The 16,805-nt window shown below is 59.7% G+C and carries 16 protein-coding genes and 1 tRNA gene; 13 read left to right on the forward strand and 4 right to left on the reverse strand.

All coding sequences use genetic code 11. The features are described from left to right. Positions 1-10: 10 nt before the first annotated feature. Positions 11-259, reverse strand: a complete 249-nt coding sequence (locus tag ACQ4WQ_RS22250) for a hypothetical protein (RefSeq protein WP_436500059.1) — start codon at positions 257-259, stop codon at positions 11-13. Positions 260-400: 141 nt separating this feature from the next. On the opposite strand from ACQ4WQ_RS22250, the gene ACQ4WQ_RS22255 reads away from it, so the two are divergent. From ACQ4WQ_RS22255 to ACQ4WQ_RS22285, 7 genes are all read left to right on the forward strand, one after another. Next, on the forward strand, positions 401-1,171 hold the full coding sequence (locus tag ACQ4WQ_RS22255; protein WP_326459771.1) for a DeoR/GlpR family DNA-binding transcription regulator: 771 nt from the start codon (positions 401-403) through the stop codon (positions 1,169-1,171). Between the two features lie 33 nt (positions 1,172-1,204). Next, positions 1,205-2,353, forward strand: coding sequence for an MFS transporter (locus tag ACQ4WQ_RS22260; RefSeq protein WP_326459772.1), 1,149 nt, complete (start codon positions 1,205-1,207; stop codon positions 2,351-2,353). A gap of 156 nt (positions 2,354-2,509) precedes the next feature. Then, a complete protein-coding gene (locus ACQ4WQ_RS22265; RefSeq protein WP_326459773.1) occupies positions 2,510-3,355 on the forward strand; it encodes an undecaprenyl-diphosphate phosphatase in 846 nt (281 codons plus the stop codon). Between the two features lie 6 nt (positions 3,356-3,361). Then, on the forward strand, positions 3,362-5,185 hold the full coding sequence (gene recQ / locus ACQ4WQ_RS22270) for a DNA helicase RecQ (RefSeq protein ID WP_436500062.1): 1,824 nt from the start codon (positions 3,362-3,364) through the stop codon (positions 5,183-5,185). Then, the gene (locus tag ACQ4WQ_RS22275) at positions 5,185-5,679 is read left to right on the forward strand and encodes a hypothetical protein (protein ID WP_326459774.1); all 495 of its coding nucleotides are present in this window, start codon (positions 5,185-5,187) and stop codon (positions 5,677-5,679) included. Before recQ ends, ACQ4WQ_RS22275 begins: the two co-directional genes overlap by 1 nt. Before the next feature lie 39 nt (positions 5,680-5,718). Continuing rightward, entirely contained in the window at positions 5,719-6,699 is a 981-nt protein-coding gene (locus tag ACQ4WQ_RS22280) for a LysR family transcriptional regulator (RefSeq protein ID WP_436500064.1), read from the forward strand. 149 nt (positions 6,700-6,848) lie between these two features. Continuing rightward, on the forward strand, positions 6,849-8,135 hold the full coding sequence (locus ACQ4WQ_RS22285; RefSeq protein ID WP_070220497.1) for a Glu/Leu/Phe/Val family dehydrogenase: 1,287 nt from the start codon (positions 6,849-6,851) through the stop codon (positions 8,133-8,135). 142 nt (positions 8,136-8,277) lie between these two features. On the opposite strand, the gene galE is transcribed toward ACQ4WQ_RS22285, so the two are convergent. The 3 genes from galE to ACQ4WQ_RS22300 form a co-directional block, all read right to left on the reverse strand. Next, positions 8,278-9,297, reverse strand: a complete 1,020-nt coding sequence (gene galE, locus ACQ4WQ_RS22290; RefSeq protein ID WP_436500066.1) for a UDP-glucose 4-epimerase GalE — start codon at positions 9,295-9,297, stop codon at positions 8,278-8,280. A 149-nt stretch (positions 9,298-9,446) separates the two neighbouring features. Next, positions 9,447-10,127, reverse strand: a complete 681-nt coding sequence (gene trmB, locus ACQ4WQ_RS22295; protein WP_436500068.1) for a tRNA (guanosine(46)-N7)-methyltransferase TrmB — start codon at positions 10,125-10,127, stop codon at positions 9,447-9,449. A gap of 92 nt (positions 10,128-10,219) precedes the next feature. Continuing rightward, positions 10,220-10,293: transfer RNA gene (locus tag ACQ4WQ_RS22300), tRNA-Gly, on the reverse strand. A 299-nt stretch (positions 10,294-10,592) separates the two neighbouring features. Here ACQ4WQ_RS22300 and ACQ4WQ_RS22305 point away from each other — a divergent pair. The 6 genes from ACQ4WQ_RS22305 to rfbA all read left to right on the forward strand — a co-directional run bounded on the left by ACQ4WQ_RS22305 (position 10,593) and on the right by rfbA (position 16,791). Next, complete coding sequence (locus tag ACQ4WQ_RS22305; protein WP_158301067.1) at positions 10,593-10,832, forward strand: hypothetical protein; 240 nt, start codon at positions 10,593-10,595, stop codon at positions 10,830-10,832. A 302-nt stretch (positions 10,833-11,134) separates the two neighbouring features. Then, on the forward strand, positions 11,135-11,491 hold the full coding sequence (locus tag ACQ4WQ_RS22310) for a diacylglycerol kinase (RefSeq protein ID WP_436500070.1): 357 nt from the start codon (positions 11,135-11,137) through the stop codon (positions 11,489-11,491). Positions 11,492-11,749: 258 nt separating this feature from the next. Then, positions 11,750-13,162: a mannose-1-phosphate guanylyltransferase/mannose-6-phosphate isomerase gene (locus tag ACQ4WQ_RS22315; RefSeq protein WP_436500266.1), complete on the forward strand. Its 1,413-nt coding sequence runs from the start codon at positions 11,750-11,752 to the stop codon at positions 13,160-13,162. Between the two features lie 76 nt (positions 13,163-13,238). Then, complete coding sequence (gene wbaP, locus ACQ4WQ_RS22320) at positions 13,239-14,702, forward strand: undecaprenyl-phosphate galactose phosphotransferase WbaP (protein WP_436500072.1); 1,464 nt, start codon at positions 13,239-13,241, stop codon at positions 14,700-14,702. A 116-nt stretch (positions 14,703-14,818) separates the two neighbouring features. Then, positions 14,819-15,898 (forward strand): dTDP-glucose 4,6-dehydratase, encoded by a 1,080-nt coding sequence (rfbB, locus tag ACQ4WQ_RS22325; protein WP_436500268.1) that lies wholly within the window; start codon positions 14,819-14,821, stop codon positions 15,896-15,898. Beyond that, entirely contained in the window at positions 15,898-16,791 is an 894-nt protein-coding gene (gene rfbA / locus ACQ4WQ_RS22330; RefSeq protein ID WP_436500074.1) for a glucose-1-phosphate thymidylyltransferase RfbA, read from the forward strand. The genes rfbB and rfbA overlap by 1 nt, the downstream gene beginning before the upstream one ends. Positions 16,792-16,805 lie beyond the last annotated feature (14 nt).

Here is a 16,805-nt window from a genome sequence, read left to right on the forward strand (position 1 = left end):
CGGCAACGCCTTAGTCTGCGGCCTTGATCCGCACCGAGGCCCGCTCTTCATCGCGCAAGCGTTTGTATTCCAGTAGCAGGGAAACGACCAGATAGGCCAGCAGCACGAGCAGGGAAGCGCGCGCATCGCTCCAGTCCAGCGTGCCGTGGCGCTTCCAATGCAGCGCATTAAAGACAATCAGCATGGCCACGACACCCCACCCGCTGCGGCGCATGACGCGGCCCAGCAAGGTTGCCATTAATAATTTATTGGAGAACATGGTTTCCTTATTCCATTTTTCCCAACTGTACGCACTTCATATTCCTACGGCAATACCGGCACGCGCGCAAAAGTCACCTTGACTCGATTTGCACGTTTACGTATATTCATGCACATTCCTGCACGTTTTAACCTATAAGCCATGTCCGCCACCCTGCTCCTCAAACAACGTCACGCCCTGATCCAGCAACAATTGCACGCCGATGGCAGGGTGCTGGCGCTGGACCTGGCGCGCCAGCTTGACGTGTCCGAAGACACGATACGGCGCGATCTGCGCGAGATGGCGGCGGCCGGCCTGTGCCAGCGCGTGTATGGCGGCGCCCTGCCGCTGGCGCCCGACGGCGGCACCTTGACGCAGCGCAAGCAGGAAGCGCCCGAGCGCAAGGCGCGCCTGGCGCAGGCGGCCGTCTCCCTCGTGCACGCGGGCCAGGTGCTGTTTCTCGATGCGGGCTCGACCAACCTGGCCATCGCCAGCGCCTTGCCGGAGCTGGCGCTCACTGTCATCACCAATGCCCCCGCAATCGCCATGGCGCTCATGGAGCGTCCCGAGATCGAGCTGATCATGGCTGGCGGCCGGGTCGACCGCCGCGCCGGCGCCAGCCTGGGGCCGCAGGCGCTGCGCACGGTCGAGCGCATGCATCCCGACTTGTGCTTCCTCGGTGCCTGCGGTGCCGATGCGGAGGCCGGCGTGACGGCGTTCAACTACGACGAGGCCGAGTTCAAGCGCAGCATCGCCGGCGCCAGCAAGGCCGTCGTCGTGGCCGTCACCAGCGACAAACTGGGCACGGCCGCGCCCTTCGGCGTGCTGGCCACGGGATTGCTGCAGCACCTGGTGCTCGAAGCGGACGCCGATGCCACGCATGCCGCCGCCTTTGAGCGGCTGGGCGTGCAAGTGTTGCGCGCCCGCGCCTGATCTTATCCACCCCGACTCTTGAAAAGCTTCCCCATGCATCTCACTGGTACCCTGCAACAACGCGCCACGCGCCTGGTTTTCTTTGCCGCCGGCCTCGGCATGGCCGCCTGGGCCCCGCTGGTCCCCTACGCCAAATCGCGCCTGGGCCTCGATGAAGCGACGCTCGGCATCCTGCTGCTGTGCCTGGGTGCCGGCTCGCTGTGCGCGATGCCATTTACAGGCATGCTCACGGCCCGCTTCGGCTGCCGCAAGGTCATCGCCGCCGCCGGCCTGCTCTTGACCGCCATCCTGCCCGGGCTGGCGCTGGCCGCCACGCCGCTGCAGCTGGGCCTGGTGCTGCTGGTGTTCGGCGCGGCCATGGGCACCTTCGACGTGGCCATCAATATCCAGGCCGTGATCATCGAAAAAGCCAACGGCGGCGCCATGATGTCGGGCTTTCACGCCCTGTTCAGCGTGGGCGGCTTCGCCGGCGCGGCCTGCATGGCCCTGCTGCTGTGGCTGGGCCTGACGCCGGCCTGGTCCTGCGCGGTGGTGATGCTGCTGCTATGCGGCGTGTTGGGCGCGGCGCAAGGCCATCTGCTGCCGACGGCGTCCGCCTCCGGCGAAAAGACGCCGCTGTTCGTCATGCCGCATGGCGCCGTAATCCTGATTGGCCTCTTGTGCTTTATCGTCTTCCTGGCCGAGGGCGCGATTCTCGACTGGAGCGCCCTGTTCCTCACCACCACGCGCGGCGTGGAAGAAGCCAAGGGCGGTCTCGGCTACGCCGCCTTCGCCATCGCCATGACGGCGGGCCGCTTCACGGGTGACAAGGTGGTCAGCCGCTTTGGCGGCAAGCGGGTGCTTACTGTTGGCGGCCTGTTTGCAGCGGCAGGCTTCTTCCTGGCCGTGCTGGCGCCGCATGCCAGCCTGGCCATGGCCGGCTTCGTGCTGATCGGCCTGGGCGCGGCGAACATCGTGCCCATCCTGTTCACGGCGGCGGGCCAGCAACATGCCATGCCGGCCAGCCTGGCGGTGGCGGCCATCACCACCATCGGCTATGCGGGCATCCTGGCCGGTCCGGCCGTGATCGGCTTCGTGGCGCATGCTACCAGCCTGAATATCGCCTTCGCCATGCTGGGCGCCGCCCTGCTGCTGGTGGCGGCCAGCGCGCGCCTGGTGACGCCGGCAAAACAGGTTTCCTGAACCCTCCCCTTGCCTGGCTGGCAGCGGCAAAAAACCGCTGTCCGCCAGCGCCCAAATCGGCTCGACGGGCCTCCGGCATGGTAAGCTTCGACCCCGCGCACATTGCGGGCGCCATGCACACACCCCATCCTGTCAATTACACCCTTGTATACATCTATGGATCTCATTCTTGCGTTAAAAGCCATCATCATGGGGCTGGTCGAAGGTTTCACCGAATTCTTGCCGATTTCGTCCACGGGACATCTGATCCTGGCCGGCAGCCTGCTCGACTTCACCAGGGATGTCTCGAAAGAAGTCATGGATGTCTTCGAGATCGCCATCCAGGCCGGCGCCATCCTGGCCGTATGCTGGGAATACCGCCAGCGCATCGGCAGCGTGCTGTCCACCTTCGGCACCGAGGTCAAATCGCGCAAGTTTGTGCTGAACGTGGCCATCGCCTTCATCCCGCTGGCCGTCATCGGACTGGCCATCGGCAAGATGATCAAGCATGCGCTGTTCAAGCCAGTACCGGTCGCCATGGCCTTCATCATCGGCGGCATCGTGATTTTGCTGGTGGAGCGCCGCGCGCGCACCAACCCCGTCACCGTGCGCGTCAACTCGGTCGATGAAATGACGCCGTTCGATGCCCTGAAAGTGGGCTGCGCGCAGGCGTTCGCGCTGATTCCCGGCACCAGCCGTTCCGGCTCGACCATCATCGGTGGCATGCTGCTGGGCCTGTCGCGCAAGACGGCTACCGAGTTCTCGTTCTTCCTGGCCATCCCGACGTTGCTGGCCGCCACCGCCTATTCTCTGTATAAAGCGCGCGACATCCTGTCGGCCACCGACGTGCCCCTGTTCGGCCTGGGCACCGTGGCCGCCTTCATTTCCGCCTTCCTGTGCGTACGCTGGCTGTTGCGTTACATCAGCTCGCACGACTTCACGTTTTTTGCCTGGTACCGCATCGTGTTCGGCTTGCTGGTCCTGGCCAGCGCCCACTACGGCTGGGTTGTTTGGGCAGAATAAGGCACTATGAATCAAGATCTTAACCAGCGCGCGCTGCACCTGCTGCAAACCGTTTTCGGCTACCCGGCCTTCCGCGGCCAGCAAGCCGACATCGTCGACCACGTCAGCCATGGCGGCGACGCGCTGGTGCTGATGCCCACGGGCGGCGGCAAGTCGCTGTGCTACCAGATTCCCGCGCTGCTGCGCGATGGCGTCGGTGTCGTCGTCTCGCCGCTGATCGCGCTGATGCAGGACCAGGTGGACGCTTTGGCCGAAGTCGGCGTGCGCGCCGCGTTCCTGAACTCCACCCAGACCTACGAAGAAGCGAGCCGCATCGAGCGCCTGGTGCGCACGGGCGGCATCGACGTCGTCTACGTGGCGCCCGAACGCCTGATGACACAGCGTTGCCTGGACCTGTTCCAGGCCTCGAAGATTTCCCTGTTCGCCATCGACGAGGCGCATTGCGTGGCCCAGTGGGGCCACGACTTCCGGCCCGAATACATCAAGCTGTCGGTGCTGCACGAGCAGTTCCCGGACGTGCCGCGCATCGCGCTCACGGCCACCGCCGACCCGCAGACGCGCGCTGAAATCGCCCTGCGCCTGCAGCTGGAAGACGCGCGCCAGTTCGTCTCGTCCTTCGACCGCCCGAACATCCGCTACCAAATCGTGGAAAAGGCGAATGGCCGCAAGCAACTGCTCGACTTCATCAACACGGAACACGCGGGCGACTGCGGCATCGTCTACTGCCTGTCGCGTAAAAAAGTCGAAGAGACGGCGGAATTCTTGAACCAGAGCGGCATCCGCGCCCTGCCGTATCACGCCGGCATGGAATACTCCAAGCGCAGCGCCAACCAGGCGCGCTTCCTGCGCGAAGAAAACATCGTCATGGTCGCCACCATCGCCTTCGGCATGGGCATCGACAAGCCCGACGTGCGCTTCGTCGCCCACCTCGATCTGCCGAAAAGCATCGAGGGCTATTACCAGGAAACGGGCCGCGCGGGCCGCGACGGCATGGCCGCCAACGCCTGGATGGCGTACGGCTTGCAGGACGTGGTGCTGCAGCGGCGCATGATCGACGAATCGGAAGCGGACGACACCTTCAAGCGCGTGCTGGGCGTGAAGCTCGACGCCATGCTGGGCCTGTGCGAAACGCTCAGCTGCCGCCGCATGCGCTTGCTCGAATACTTCGGCGAACCGGCTTCGCCGTGCGGCAATTGCGATACCTGCCTGGTGCCGCCCGTGTCGTTCGACGGCACGGTGCCCGTGCAAAAACTGCTGTCGGCCATCTACCGCGTCGACCAGCGCTTCGCCGGCGGCCACGTGATCGACGTGCTGCGCGGCGTGGAGTCCGAACGCATCAAGACCTGGCACCACGATTCGCTGTCGGTCTTCGGCATCGGCTCGGACCTGGGCGAAGCGGAATGGAAATCGATTTTGCGCCAGGCCATCGCGCTCGGTCTCGTCTCGGTCGACCATGAACAATACAGCTCGCTGAAACTGACGGACGCCTCGCGCCCCGTGCTCAAGGGCGGCCAGAAGGTGCAGCTGCGCCAGTACCAGAAACCGGTGAAAACCAGCAAGCGCAGCACCAGCGTGGCGAAGGGCTATGTCGAGACGGATTTGTCCACCAGCGAGCAGGCGATCTTCGACAAGCTGCGCTGGTGGCGCGTGGAGACGGCGCGCACGCACAACGTGCCCGCCTACGTGATTTTCGTCGACGCCACCCTGCGCGAAATCGCCAAGGCCAAGCCCACCTCGCTCGAGCAGATGCGCGGCGTGAGCGGCGTGGGCGAGAAAAAACTGGCCTCGTACGGCGACGAAATCGTCGCCATGATCCTGGAGATGATTTGATGGAAGATTTGATGGAAGCACTCTCGTCCGACCTGATCTATCAGGCCGTGAAAATTCTCGGCGCCCAGCCCGACGCCGAAGACGCGGTGGAAGCGCAAGTACGGTTACTGGTGCAGGACGATCTCACCGTGCGCCGCCTGGCCGACGTGGTGCCGGAAGCCTTCGGCCTGGTGCTGGCGTCGCACCTTCCCGGCGCCGACAACATGACCCTGCCCCATACCTTCCGCGCCCAGGACGAGGACGGCGAGTGGGTGGAGTTTCCCATGCGCCGCGAACCGATCTTTGTCGTCGCCGCGGATATCGCCCAGCATACCTTCCACAACGGCCCGCGCGCGCTGATACAAAACCTGGCCGACCGCAGCTCCCTGCTGTCGGCCATCAGCAAGGCCCTGAACGCGGGCGGCTCGCTCGAGGGCACGACCCTGGGCCCGCCGTCCTTCTTCGGCCTGCCGGCATCGCTGTACCGGCCGACGGCATCGCCTGACGCTCCCTGAGCACCTTGCCTCTGCCCTTGAGAAGAGATCGGTCCCGCGATGGAAACCAAATGGCTGGAAGACTTCATTTCGCTCGCTGAAACGCATAACTTCAGCCGTTCCGCAGCCCTGCGCCACGTCACCCAGCCGGCCTTTTCGCGGCGCATCCAGTCGCTGGAAAACTGGCTCGGCATCGACCTGGTCGACCGCACCTCGTATCCCACGCGGCTAACGCCGGCCGGCGCCGTGTTCTACGAGCAGGCGCTGGAAATGCTGGGGCAAATCAACGGCGTGCGTGCCCTGTTGCGCGGCAAGCGGGCGGCCACGCAAACGAGCGTCGATTTCGCCGTGCCGCACACTCTCTCGCTGACCTTCATGCCGAAGTGGCTGACGGCGCTGGAAGAAGGTTTTGCGCCGATCAACAGCCGTTTGATGGCGCTGAACGTGCACGACGCCGTGCTGCAGCTGGTCGACGGCGGCTGCGACCTGCTGCTGTGCTATCACCACCCGCGCCAGCCAGTGCAGCTGGACCCGGGCCGCTACGACATGCTGGTGATGGGCCGCGAAACCCTGCGCGCCTATGCGCGCTGCGGCCAGGACAAGGTGCCGGACTTCGTCCTGCCCGGCAGCGCCAGGGAGCCGCTGCCCTTTCTCTCCTACACCAGCAACGCCTATCTGGGTCGCATGGTGGAACTGCTGCTGGCCGACGCCAAGGCGCCCCTGTTCCTGGAAACCTGCTACGAAACAGACATGGCCGAAGGCTTGAAAATGATGGCGCTGGAGGGACGCGGCATCGCCTTCCTGCCCGAATCGGCCGTCATGCGCGACGTCAAATACAAGCACCTGGCGCGCGCCGACGGCGGCGCGCCAGGCTGGGAAATCGAGCTGGAAATCCGCTTGTACCGCGAGCGCCCGTCCAGCCTGCGCCCCGGAAAACAGATCGTCGAAAGCCTGTGGCAATACCTGGTGCAGGTGCAGGAAAGCGCCGCGCGCGGCGGAAAAAAACGCCGGCGCACGGCTGCCACCACCATTCCATCCTGACCTCCTAACTATGCAATAAATGCATAACCGGATGCGCACAAAGCATTGGCCGGGGCATGAGGCTATCGCCTACGATGCGGTTCCGCTGCGCGCAGCTGCATATCGGCTGTGCCTCTAACGTATTCGTATTGTCCAGGAGCTTATCAAGCATGACCAGCAAGCACGCACTTCCTTCCTACCTCAATCCTGAAGACCTGGGCCCATGGGGCGTCTACCTCGAGCAGATCGACCGCGTCACGCCGTACCTGGGCAACCTGTCGCGCTGGGTGGAAACGCTGAAGCGTCCAAAGCGCATCCTGACGGTCGACGTGCCTATCGAGCGCGATGACGGTACCATTGCCCACTACGAAGGCTACCGCGTGCAGCACAATCTGTCGCGCGGCCCGGGTAAAGGCGGCGTACGCTTCCACCAGGACGTGACCCTGTCGGAAGTGATGGCCCTGTCGGCCTGGATGACGGTCAAGAATGCGGCCGTCAACGTGCCATACGGCGGCGCCAAGGGCGGTATCCGCGTCGATCCGAAGACCCTGTCGCGCAACGAACTGCAACGCCTGACCCGCCGCTACACGAGCGAGATCAGCATGATCATCGGACCGAACAAGGATATCCCGGCGCCGGACGTCAACACGAATGAACAAGTCATGGCGTGGATGATGGACAGCTACGCCATGATCGGCGGCAATATGTCGACCGGCGTGGTGACGGGCAAACCGATCTCGCTGGGCGGCAGCCTGGGTCGCCGCGATGCGACGGGCCGTGGCGTATTCGTCGTCGGTTGCGATGCGGCCGCCAAGGTCGGCATGTCGCTCGAAGGCGCGAAAGTCATCGTGCAAGGTTTCGGCAACGTGGGCGGCGTCGCTGCACGCATGTTCGCTGAAGCCGGCTCGAAAGTGGTCGCGGTACAAGACCACAAGACCACCGTCGTGCATTCCGGCGGCCTGAACATCCCGCAATTGCTGGCACACGTGGCCGAAGTGGGCAGCGTCGAAGGCTTCCCGGGCGCCGAGGCATTCGTGCCGCGCGAAGATTTCTGGGGCATCGATTGCGATATCCTGATCCCGGCCGCGCTGGAACAGCAGATCACGGCGGAACGCGCACAAGTCATCCGCGCCAAGATCATCCTGGAAGGCGCCAATGGCCCGACCCTGCCGGCAGCGGACGACATCCTGACCGACCGTGGCGTGCTGATCGTGCCGGACGTGCTGGCCAACGCCGGCGGCGTGACCGTCAGCTACTTCGAGTGGGCGCAAAACTTCTCGAGCTTCTTCTGGACGGAAGAAGAAATCAACAGCCGCCTGACCCGCATCATGCGCGAAGCGTTCGACGCGGTATGGCAAGTGTCGCAAGAGAAGAAAGTGTCGATGCGTACCGCCACCTTCATCCTGGCGTGCACGCGCGTGCTGCAGGCTCGCGAAGTACGCGGCCTGTATCCATAATGGCTGCCTGAGAAAATGCCTGGGGCGTTGTTGCTTCGCCTAGCCCCAGACATTTTTCAGGCGCCATTGGGTTGCTGACGCTCTAAAAAAAATCCCGCCACACTTGCGTGTGAGCGGGATTTTTTGTATCTGGCGGACTTTTTTACGCTGCGTAACCTTGCGGATTCTGATGCTGCCAGCGCCAGTGGTCGCGGCACATGTCGTCGATGTTTTTCTGCGCTTGCCAACCCAGCAATTGCTTCGCCTTGTCGGCTGAGGCGTAGCAGCTGGCGATGTCGCCGGGACGGCGCGGCACGATGTCGTATGGCACCTTGCGGCCGCTGGCGGCCTCGAAGGCGCGCACGGTATCGAGCACGCTGTAGCCGTGGCCCGTGCCCAGGTTGACGGTAAAGCCGCCCTCGGTGGAGAAAAGGCGGTTCAGTGCCGCCACATGGCCCAGCGCCAGGTCGACCACGTGGATGTAGTCGCGCACGCCCGTGCCATCGGGCGTATCGTAATCGTTGCCGAAGACGGCCAGGCGCTCGCGGCGGCCCACGGCCACCTGGGCGATAAAGGGCATCAGGTTGTTCGGGATGCCGGCCGGATCTTCACCGATCAAGCCGCTGGCGTGCGCGCCGACCGGGTTGAAGTAGCGCAGCACGCCCACTTGCCAATGCGCATCGGCATGCACGAGATCGGCCAGGATCTCCTCGACCATCAGTTTCGAACGGCCGTAGGGATTGGTCACGGACAGGCGCGACGATTCCATGATCGGCAAGGCTTCCGGATCGCCATACACGGTGGCCGACGAGCTGAACACAAAACGCTTCACATTCGCCGCCGCCAGCACTTCCAGCAGCGCCACGGTGCCCGACACATTGTTATCCATGTACATCAGCGGCTGGGCCACGGATTCCCCCACGGCTTTCAAGCCCGCAAAATGGATCACCGCATCGATGGCGTGCTCGCGCAAGACGGCGGCCATGGCCGCGCGGTCGCGTACATCCGCTTCATAGAAGGGCACGCTTTTGCCGGCAATGCGCTCCACGCGCGCCATCGCTTCGCGCGCGCTATTGCACAGATTATCCACCGCGACTACCTCAAAGCCGGCAGCCAGCAGTTCGACACAGGTATGCGAACCGATGAAACCGGAAGCGCCGGTCACGAGTATTTTCTTGGACATAATATCAATCAATGCAAAAAAGATAAGACTACCGTAATTCACCCACTTTGCCTAGTCAGCGCACGATAGTGTACGCATGAAAAAAGCCTGCAGCGTCGCCGCGGCAGGCTTGATCTCGCGCAAACGGCACAGGTGGGCAAACCGCCAGGTTATTTCTTGATGAACACCAGATCCCACACGCCATGGCCCAGCTTCAGGCCGCGGTTTTCAAACTTGGTCAGCGGACGGTACGCAGGCTGTGGCGCATAAGCATCGGCGCTATTGCGCAACTGTGGCTCGGCGCCCAGCACTTCCAGCATTTGTACCGCGTAATCTTCCCAATCGGTGGCGCAATGCAGATAGCCGCCTGGCGCCAGGCGATCGGTCAATTGCTTGACGAACGGCGACTGGATCAGCCGGCGCTTGTTGTGACGCGCCTTGTGCCATGGATCGGGGAAGAAAACGTGGATGCCGGCCAGCGAATTGGCTGGAATCATGTGCGTGAGCACTTCCACGGCATCGTGCTGCAGCAAGCGCAGATTCGTCAGCGACTCTTCGCCGATCAGCTTCAACAGGCTGCCCACACCGGGCGTATGCACTTCCACGCCGATGAAATCCTTCTCCGGCATGGCTTTGGCGATATGCGCCGTCGTCGCACCCATGCCGAAGCCGATTTCCAGGATAACCGGCGCCTTGCGGCCGAACACCTGCTCGAAATCCATCGGTTCTTTGGCGAAAGGCAACAGGAACTGCGGCCCCAAGGTCTCGAGCGCGCGCGCCTGCGCGACAGACAGCCGTCCCGCGCGGGTCACGAAGCTGCGGATGCGGTGTTCGGTCGGATCGTACATCATCGGCCGCGCCGGGCCGTTTGCTGGGGTATCAGAGGACATGGGAATGAAGAAAATAGTGGCGGCGCCGCACAAAGCCAGGCACCAGCGGAAAATGGAGCGGGTGAAGGGAATCGAACCCTCGTCGTAAGCTTGGGAAGCTTCTGCTCTACCATTGAGCTACACCCGCGAAGCCTGCATTTTACGCGGGATGGTAACGACTTGGCAAACTTGCGCGGCGCGTTCGAATTCATCAGGAATTCTTGCAATATTTAACAAAAAGACAATTTCTCCACATCGGTACGGTAACGTTTTTGTTAGTAAAGAACAACATCGCGGGCTGCCAGACCCGGTGAATAGACTGGTATACGTCTAAAATAGAATAAATTATTGTCGCCATGAACTGTGTAGCGCAGACTAGCGGGAGAAATGTTGCTACAATCGGGTGACAGTTTAGCATTCCCGCTGTTCAACCTAAAAGGATATCCCATGAAGAAAATTCTGATCGCCTCGGCAATCCTGTGCTTCGCTTCCGCACAAGCAATGGCTCAATCGGCACCAGCTCCTGCTCCAGCAGCAGCTGCACCAGCAGCTGGCGCAGCTGCCGGCACCACCGTTGCCGGCCTGAGCGTCAGCACCTTGATCGCAATCGGCGCAGCAGTTGCCGTTGTGGCCGGTGCAGCAAGCTCGGATTCGACCACCGCGCACACCACCCCAACCCATCATTAATACCTGGCTGCTCAGGCAGCAACAGGTAGGCCTATCCTGCAGCTTGATGTTAAGCCAAAAGGTAAAGGCTTGGTGTAGCAATACTTGACATAGTCAAATATGACAACTATTGCAAAAAAAGCCCTTTTCATTTGAAAATGGGCTTTTTTACTTTTTATCAAACATCAAAAAGATTGGCAGTAATCTTTCTGCTGTGAACGAATGATGTCATATCGTATGGTCACGCCTGCGACTCTCATCTATTCAATTAAGAGATCCGCTTTCATGCCATTAAAATATCCCACGCCATCGCTTCAGTTGCCATGAAGAATCAATTTTTCTTCAAGCGCATGGGATTTGCCCTGCAAGGCATAAGCGCTGCCTTCCGCATGGAAGCGAGCTTCCGCCTGCAATGTCTGGCCACCCTGTTTGTGCTCATCGTGCTCTCCTGGTCCAAACCTGCCCTGATGTGGTGGGCCTTGCTATTGCTCAATTGCGGCATGGTTTTGGCCGCGGAATTGTTTAATACCGCGCTGGAACACTTGATCGACCACCTCCACCCCGCCCTACATCCAAGCATCAAGATTGCGAAGGACTGTGCAGCTGGAGCAGTGTTGCTTCTCAGCATGGCCGCCGTAGGCGTGTTTGTTGCTTTTTTGCTTGAAAACGTTGTGTGCTAGCAGAAATACCGGAGTGTCAAACTACAATACAGGACGAGCTAAATTGCGTGCCTCCCAGAATCCATAGAGACTATAGAAAATACAAAAATTTCTATAATTTATTAGAATATTGCCCCGGCTTGCAACATTGATTTTTTCAGTATGTATGTCCGATTCCCCGAGTAAGGGCACGACAAGTCGGCCGAGTTTTAAGATATGCCGGCTGACTGAATATGCAACTCCATCCAATATTAAATTTACATTGAAGCATAAATGACTATCCCCCTCTTACCAGTGATTCTTTGCGGCGGTTCTGGCACACGTTTATGGCCACTTTCGCGCGAGGCGTTTCCAAAACAGTTTCTGCGCCTTTCCGCTCAAGGCAGCATGCTGCAACAAACGCTGCAGCGTCTGGCGGGTATCGACACGGTGTCGCCAGCACTACTGGTATGCAACGAATCCTCGCGTTTCATCGTCGCGGAGCAAGTACGTGAGATCGGTCTGGAAAATAGCCGCATGTTACTCGAGCCCATGCGTCGTAATACGGCGCCGGCGATCGCCTCAGCCGCCTTGCATGCGATGGAAAATGGTGAAGATCCCCTCCTGCTGGTGCTGCCATCGGACCACGTCATTTTGGATACCCCTGCTTTCCATCGTGCAATAGCACTGGCGCGTACTGCTGCGGAGGCAGGTAATTTGCTGACTTTCGGCATCACGCCAACGGGACCAGAAACAGGATATGGCTATATCCGCGCCGAAGGCGCGCCGACGGGAAGTATTCAGCGCGTACTTGAATTCGTGGAAAAGCCGGCTCTCGCGCTTGCAGAACAATATATCGCCAGCGGAGAGTACTTCTGGAACAGCGGCATGTTCCTGTTCCGCGCCAGCCGCTACCTGGAAGAGTTGGAACGCTTCCAACCCGCCGTCCTGGCCGCTTGCCGCGCTGCCATCAGCGCCGCGAAGAGCGACCTCGACTTTATTCGATTGGACAAGGATGCCTACGCCGCCAGCCCCGATATCGCCGTCGACTACGCCGTCATGGAGCGCACCAGCCATGCGGCTACCATCGCCCTCGATGCGGGCTGGAATGATATCGGCTCCTGGAAAGCCGTACTCGACGTGGCGGAAAAAGATGCCAGCCAGAATAGCACCCTAGGCGACGTATTGATTCAAGATTGCAATGATTGCCTGGTGCACAGCAGTAGCCGCCTGGTCACCGCCATCGGCATGCGCAATACCGTTATCGTGGAAACCGCCGATGCCGTGCTGGTCATGGATGCGGATCAGGCACAACAAACAAAAACCATGGTCGCACAGTTGATCGCCAGGGAGCGTCCCGAAGCCACCATGCACCGCGAAGTCTTCCGTCCGTGGGGTTCTTATGACTCCATCGGCAATGGCGACCGTTTCCAGGTCAAGCGGATCACTGTCAAGCCTGGCGCCAAGCTGTCATTACAAATGCACCACCACCGCGCCGAGCACTGGATTGTGGTATCCGGCACTGCCCAGATCACCAATGGTGACAAGGAATATTTGCTGACCGAAAACCAGTCTACCTATATCCCGCTCGGCGTCGTCCATTCCCTGGCTAACCCGGGCAAGCTACCGCTGGAATTGATTGAAATTCAATCGGGCAGCTACCTTGGAGAAGACGATATCGTCCGCTTTGAAGACCGCTACGGGCGTGCTTGACCGAGCAGAGGCACAATCACCACGCATGCGTCACCGCAAGAATTCACACTGAAGTTTATAAGGTTTAGCAAGTATCATGAAACCAATCGAAGGCATCTTTGTACAAGAAGTAAAATGGTATTGCAGCAGCAGGGCAGAAAAATATTTTCTCACCTTTGCCGATGCACTTGCCATGTTCATGGCATTCTGGCTCGCAGGCAAATGGATGCTCGATGCCGGCGACTTGAACAGCTTCGGGCTGGATAGCTCGCGACTGCTCAGTTACAGCCTGCTATCCCTGGTCACCCTGGCTATCTTCAAGCTGAAGGGCCATCATGCCAAACGCCGTCCGTACTCGAATGAAATCAAAGAACTCCTGAAGGTCGCCATGGTCATGGGCCTGATTGACGCGGCCCTGGTGTTCCTCGACAAGCGCGACTCCTCGCGCGAAGCACTCCTGGTTACCTGGCTGCTGGTGCCCTGCTGTGTCTTGCTGCTGCGTGGCATGGTCAAATACCTGCTGATGAAAGCTGGCGGCTGGATACGGCCTATGGTCATCATTGGATGGGGTGACAATGCCTTGCAAACAGCGCGCGCCTTTGATGAGGAAGCGTTGATGGGCTATCGCCTGATTGCATTCCTGATCCCCGAAGGTCAAGGCCGCCTCGAACATCATTATGTGAACCGCAACAAGCAAGCTGTGCCCTGCATTCAATTGGGCGAGAACCCGGAACAAACGCTCAAACTGCTGGGCGACCCGCATACGGTTGTCGCCCTGGAGCAAGGTGGCATCGACGCCTATCAGGGCATGATCCAGCAGGTCAGCCGTTGCGTTGCCAATATGCAAGTGGTACCTGCAGTACGCGGCTTGCCCCTGTACGGCATGGAAGTGAACCATTTCTTTGCACATGAAGTGCTGCTGCTGACCATGCGCAACAACCTGGCACGGCCAGGTTTGCAGTTGATTAAGCGCAGCTTCGATCTGACAGCTTCGATCTGCGTACTGGTCATCGGCTCCCCCATCTTGCTGTGGATCGCAGCCAAGGTCATGGCATCGGGCCGTCCCATCTTCTATGGCCACAAACGCGTGGGCCAGAATGGCAAGCATTTTCTCTGCTATAAATTCCGTACCATGGCCGTGAATGCCGACGTCTTGCTCAAGGAATTACTGGAGCGCGACCCTGAAGCCCGTGCCGAATGGGATCGTGATTTCAAACTGAAAAACGACCCTCGCATCACTTCGATCGGTCATTTCCTGCGCCGGACCAGCCTCGATGAATTGCCGCAGCTATGGAACGTACTGAAAGGCGAAATGAGCTTGGTCGGGCCGCGCCCGGTTGTCGATGCGGAACTGGAGCGTTATGGCCCTCAGGTAGACTATTACCTCGAAGCCAAGCCGGGTGTTACAGGCCTGTGGCAAGTGAGCGGCAGGAACGACGTGAGCTATGATACGCGCGTTTATCTGGACGCATGGTATGTCAAGAACTGGTCTTTATTTAATGACATTGTCATCTTGCTTAAAACGGTTAAAGTCATTTTCAAAAAAGATGGCGCGTATTAAATAGCTGATCAAATAGAATTGCAATAATTTCGTTTCAAATTTTTTCCCCCATCGCTCTCAAAATAATCGCAAGAGTGAAGCATCGTGAAGATGTTCAAGTAAAAAAGGATAACAGCATGATTTTAGTGACTGGCGGTGCCGGCTTCATCGGTTCCAATTTTGTACGCGATTGGCTGGCGCTCAACGATGAGCCCGTAATCAATTTTGACAAACTGACCTATGCTGGCAATCTCAGCAATCTGGCCAGCCTGGAGCAAGACCCGCGGCATATCTTCGTACGCGGCGACATTTGCGATACCACCCACATTTCCCGCCTGCTGGCCGAGCACAAGCCGCGCGCCATCGTGCATTTTGCAGCAGAGAGCCATGTCGATCGTTCGATCCATAGCCCCGGCGAATTCATTTCGACCAACGTCAACGGCACCTTCAGCCTGCTCGAAGCAGCGCGCGCCTATTGGTCCGGACTAGACGGTGATGACAAGAGTGGCTTCCGCTTCCTGCACGTCTCGACGGATGAGGTGTATGGCACCTTGGGACCGAATGACCCGCCATTCACGGAAACGACGCCGTATGCGCCAAACAGCCCGTACTCGGCATCGAAAGCTGCGTCTGACCACTTGGTGCGCGCGTATTTCCATACGTATGGCATGCCGGTGCTCACCACCAACTGTTCGAACAATTATGGTTCCTTCCATTTCCCGGAAAAACTGATTCCACTCATCATCAGCAATGCCCGTGCCGGCAAAGCCTTGCCTATCTATGGCGATGGCATGCAAGTGCGCGACTGGCTGTACGTGGGCGACCATTGCTCGGCGATCCGCCGCGTCCTGGAAGCGGGACGCCTGGGCGAGGTTTACAATGTGGGCGGCTGGAATGAAATGGCCAATCTGGAAGTCGTGCACACCTTGTGCGACATTCTCGATACGCTCGATCCCAAGGCATCGGGCAGCTATCGCGAACAAATCACCTATGTGCAGGATCGCCCCGGCCACGACCGCCGCTATGCCATTGATGCGCGCAAGATCGAGCGAGAACTGGGCTGGAAGCCGGCCGAAACCTTCGCTACCGGCATCCGCAAGACCGTGCAGTGGTATCTGGACAACCAGGCCTGGGTCCGCGATGTCCAGTCGGGCGACTACCTCAAATGGGTAGAGAAAAACTACGCGGCACGCGATACAGCACAGGAGCAGAAATAATGGGGGCCGCCATCGAACGCAAGGGCATCATCCTGGCTGGCGGTTCCGGCACACGCTTGTATCCCGTCACCATGGCCGTGTCAAAGCAGCTGCTGCCCGTGTATGACAAGCCGATGATCTACTATCCACTGACCACTTTGATGCTGGCGGGCATACGTGACATCCTGATCATTTCCACGCCACAAGATACACCGCGCTTCCAGGAGTTGCTAGGCGACGGCAGCCAGTGGGGTATCCGCCTGACCTATGCTGTGCAGCCCAGCCCGGATGGTCTGGCGCAGGCGTTCATTATTGGCAAAGAATTCGTCGGCGATGCACCATCAGCGTTGATTCTAGGCGACAACATCTATTACGGTCACGACTTTGAATCGCAGTTACGCGAAGCCTCGGCACGCACCAGCGGCTCGACCGTGTTCGCCTATCACGTCCACGATCCGGAACGCTATGGCGTGGTCGACTTCGATGATCAGCGCCGCGCTGTCAGCATCGAAGAGAAGCCGCTCAAGCCAAAATCAAACTATGCCGTCACTGGCCTGTATTTCTACGACAGCCAAGTGTGTGGAATTGCCGCTGGTATTGCTCCCTCACCGCGCGGCGAACTGGAAATCACCGATGTGAATCGGGTTTATCTTGAGCGCGGCGAGCTCAATGTGGAGTTGATGGGACGTGGCATGGCATGGCTTGATACTGGTACGCATGAATCCCTGCTGGAGGCAGGACAATTCATTGCGACTATTGAAAACCGACAAGGTCTCAAGGTAGCTTGCCCAGAAGAAATCGCTTATCGCAAAGGGTATATCGATGGCGTCAAACTGGAGCAACTGGCCCAGCCATTGAAAAAAAATGCCTATGGCCAATACCTGCTGCGTCTCCTCGAAGAAAAAATATACTAAGGCCTGAACGGCTC

It is taken from the genome of Janthinobacterium goodfellowi (genome assembly GCF_051380695.1).
In the GTDB taxonomy this organism is placed as follows: Bacteria; Pseudomonadota; Gammaproteobacteria; order Burkholderiales; family Burkholderiaceae_D; genus Janthinobacterium.

Coding starts and splice junctions, on each gene's coding strand:
- ACQ4WQ_RS22255 (WP_326459771.1), top strand. CDS start 401: ATGTCCGCCACCCTGCTCCTCAAACAACGTCACGCCCTGATCCAGCAA.
- trmB (WP_436500068.1), bottom strand. CDS start 10,127: ATGATGTACGATCCGACCGAACACCGCATCCGCAGCTTCGTGACCCGC.
- ACQ4WQ_RS22280 (WP_436500064.1), top strand. CDS start 5,719: ATGGAAACCAAATGGCTGGAAGACTTCATTTCGCTCGCTGAAACGCAT.
- ACQ4WQ_RS22260 (WP_326459772.1), top strand. CDS start 1,205: ATGCATCTCACTGGTACCCTGCAACAACGCGCCACGCGCCTGGTTTTC.
- ACQ4WQ_RS22275 (WP_326459774.1), top strand. CDS start 5,185: ATGGAAGATTTGATGGAAGCACTCTCGTCCGACCTGATCTATCAGGCC.
- ACQ4WQ_RS22305 (WP_158301067.1), top strand. CDS start 10,593: ATGAAGAAAATTCTGATCGCCTCGGCAATCCTGTGCTTCGCTTCCGCA.
- rfbB (WP_436500268.1), top strand. CDS start 14,819: ATGATTTTAGTGACTGGCGGTGCCGGCTTCATCGGTTCCAATTTTGTA.
- ACQ4WQ_RS22265 (WP_326459773.1), top strand. CDS start 2,510: ATGGATCTCATTCTTGCGTTAAAAGCCATCATCATGGGGCTGGTCGAA.
- recQ (WP_436500062.1), top strand. CDS start 3,362: ATGAATCAAGATCTTAACCAGCGCGCGCTGCACCTGCTGCAAACCGTT.
- rfbA (WP_436500074.1), top strand. CDS start 15,898: ATGGGGGCCGCCATCGAACGCAAGGGCATCATCCTGGCTGGCGGTTCC.
- ACQ4WQ_RS22250 (WP_436500059.1), bottom strand. CDS start 259: ATGTTCTCCAATAAATTATTAATGGCAACCTTGCTGGGCCGCGTCATG.
- ACQ4WQ_RS22285 (WP_070220497.1), top strand. CDS start 6,849: ATGACCAGCAAGCACGCACTTCCTTCCTACCTCAATCCTGAAGACCTG.
- galE (WP_436500066.1), bottom strand. CDS start 9,297: ATGTCCAAGAAAATACTCGTGACCGGCGCTTCCGGTTTCATCGGTTCG.
- ACQ4WQ_RS22310 (WP_436500070.1), top strand. CDS start 11,135: ATGAAGAATCAATTTTTCTTCAAGCGCATGGGATTTGCCCTGCAAGGC.
- wbaP (WP_436500072.1), top strand. CDS start 13,239: ATGAAACCAATCGAAGGCATCTTTGTACAAGAAGTAAAATGGTATTGC.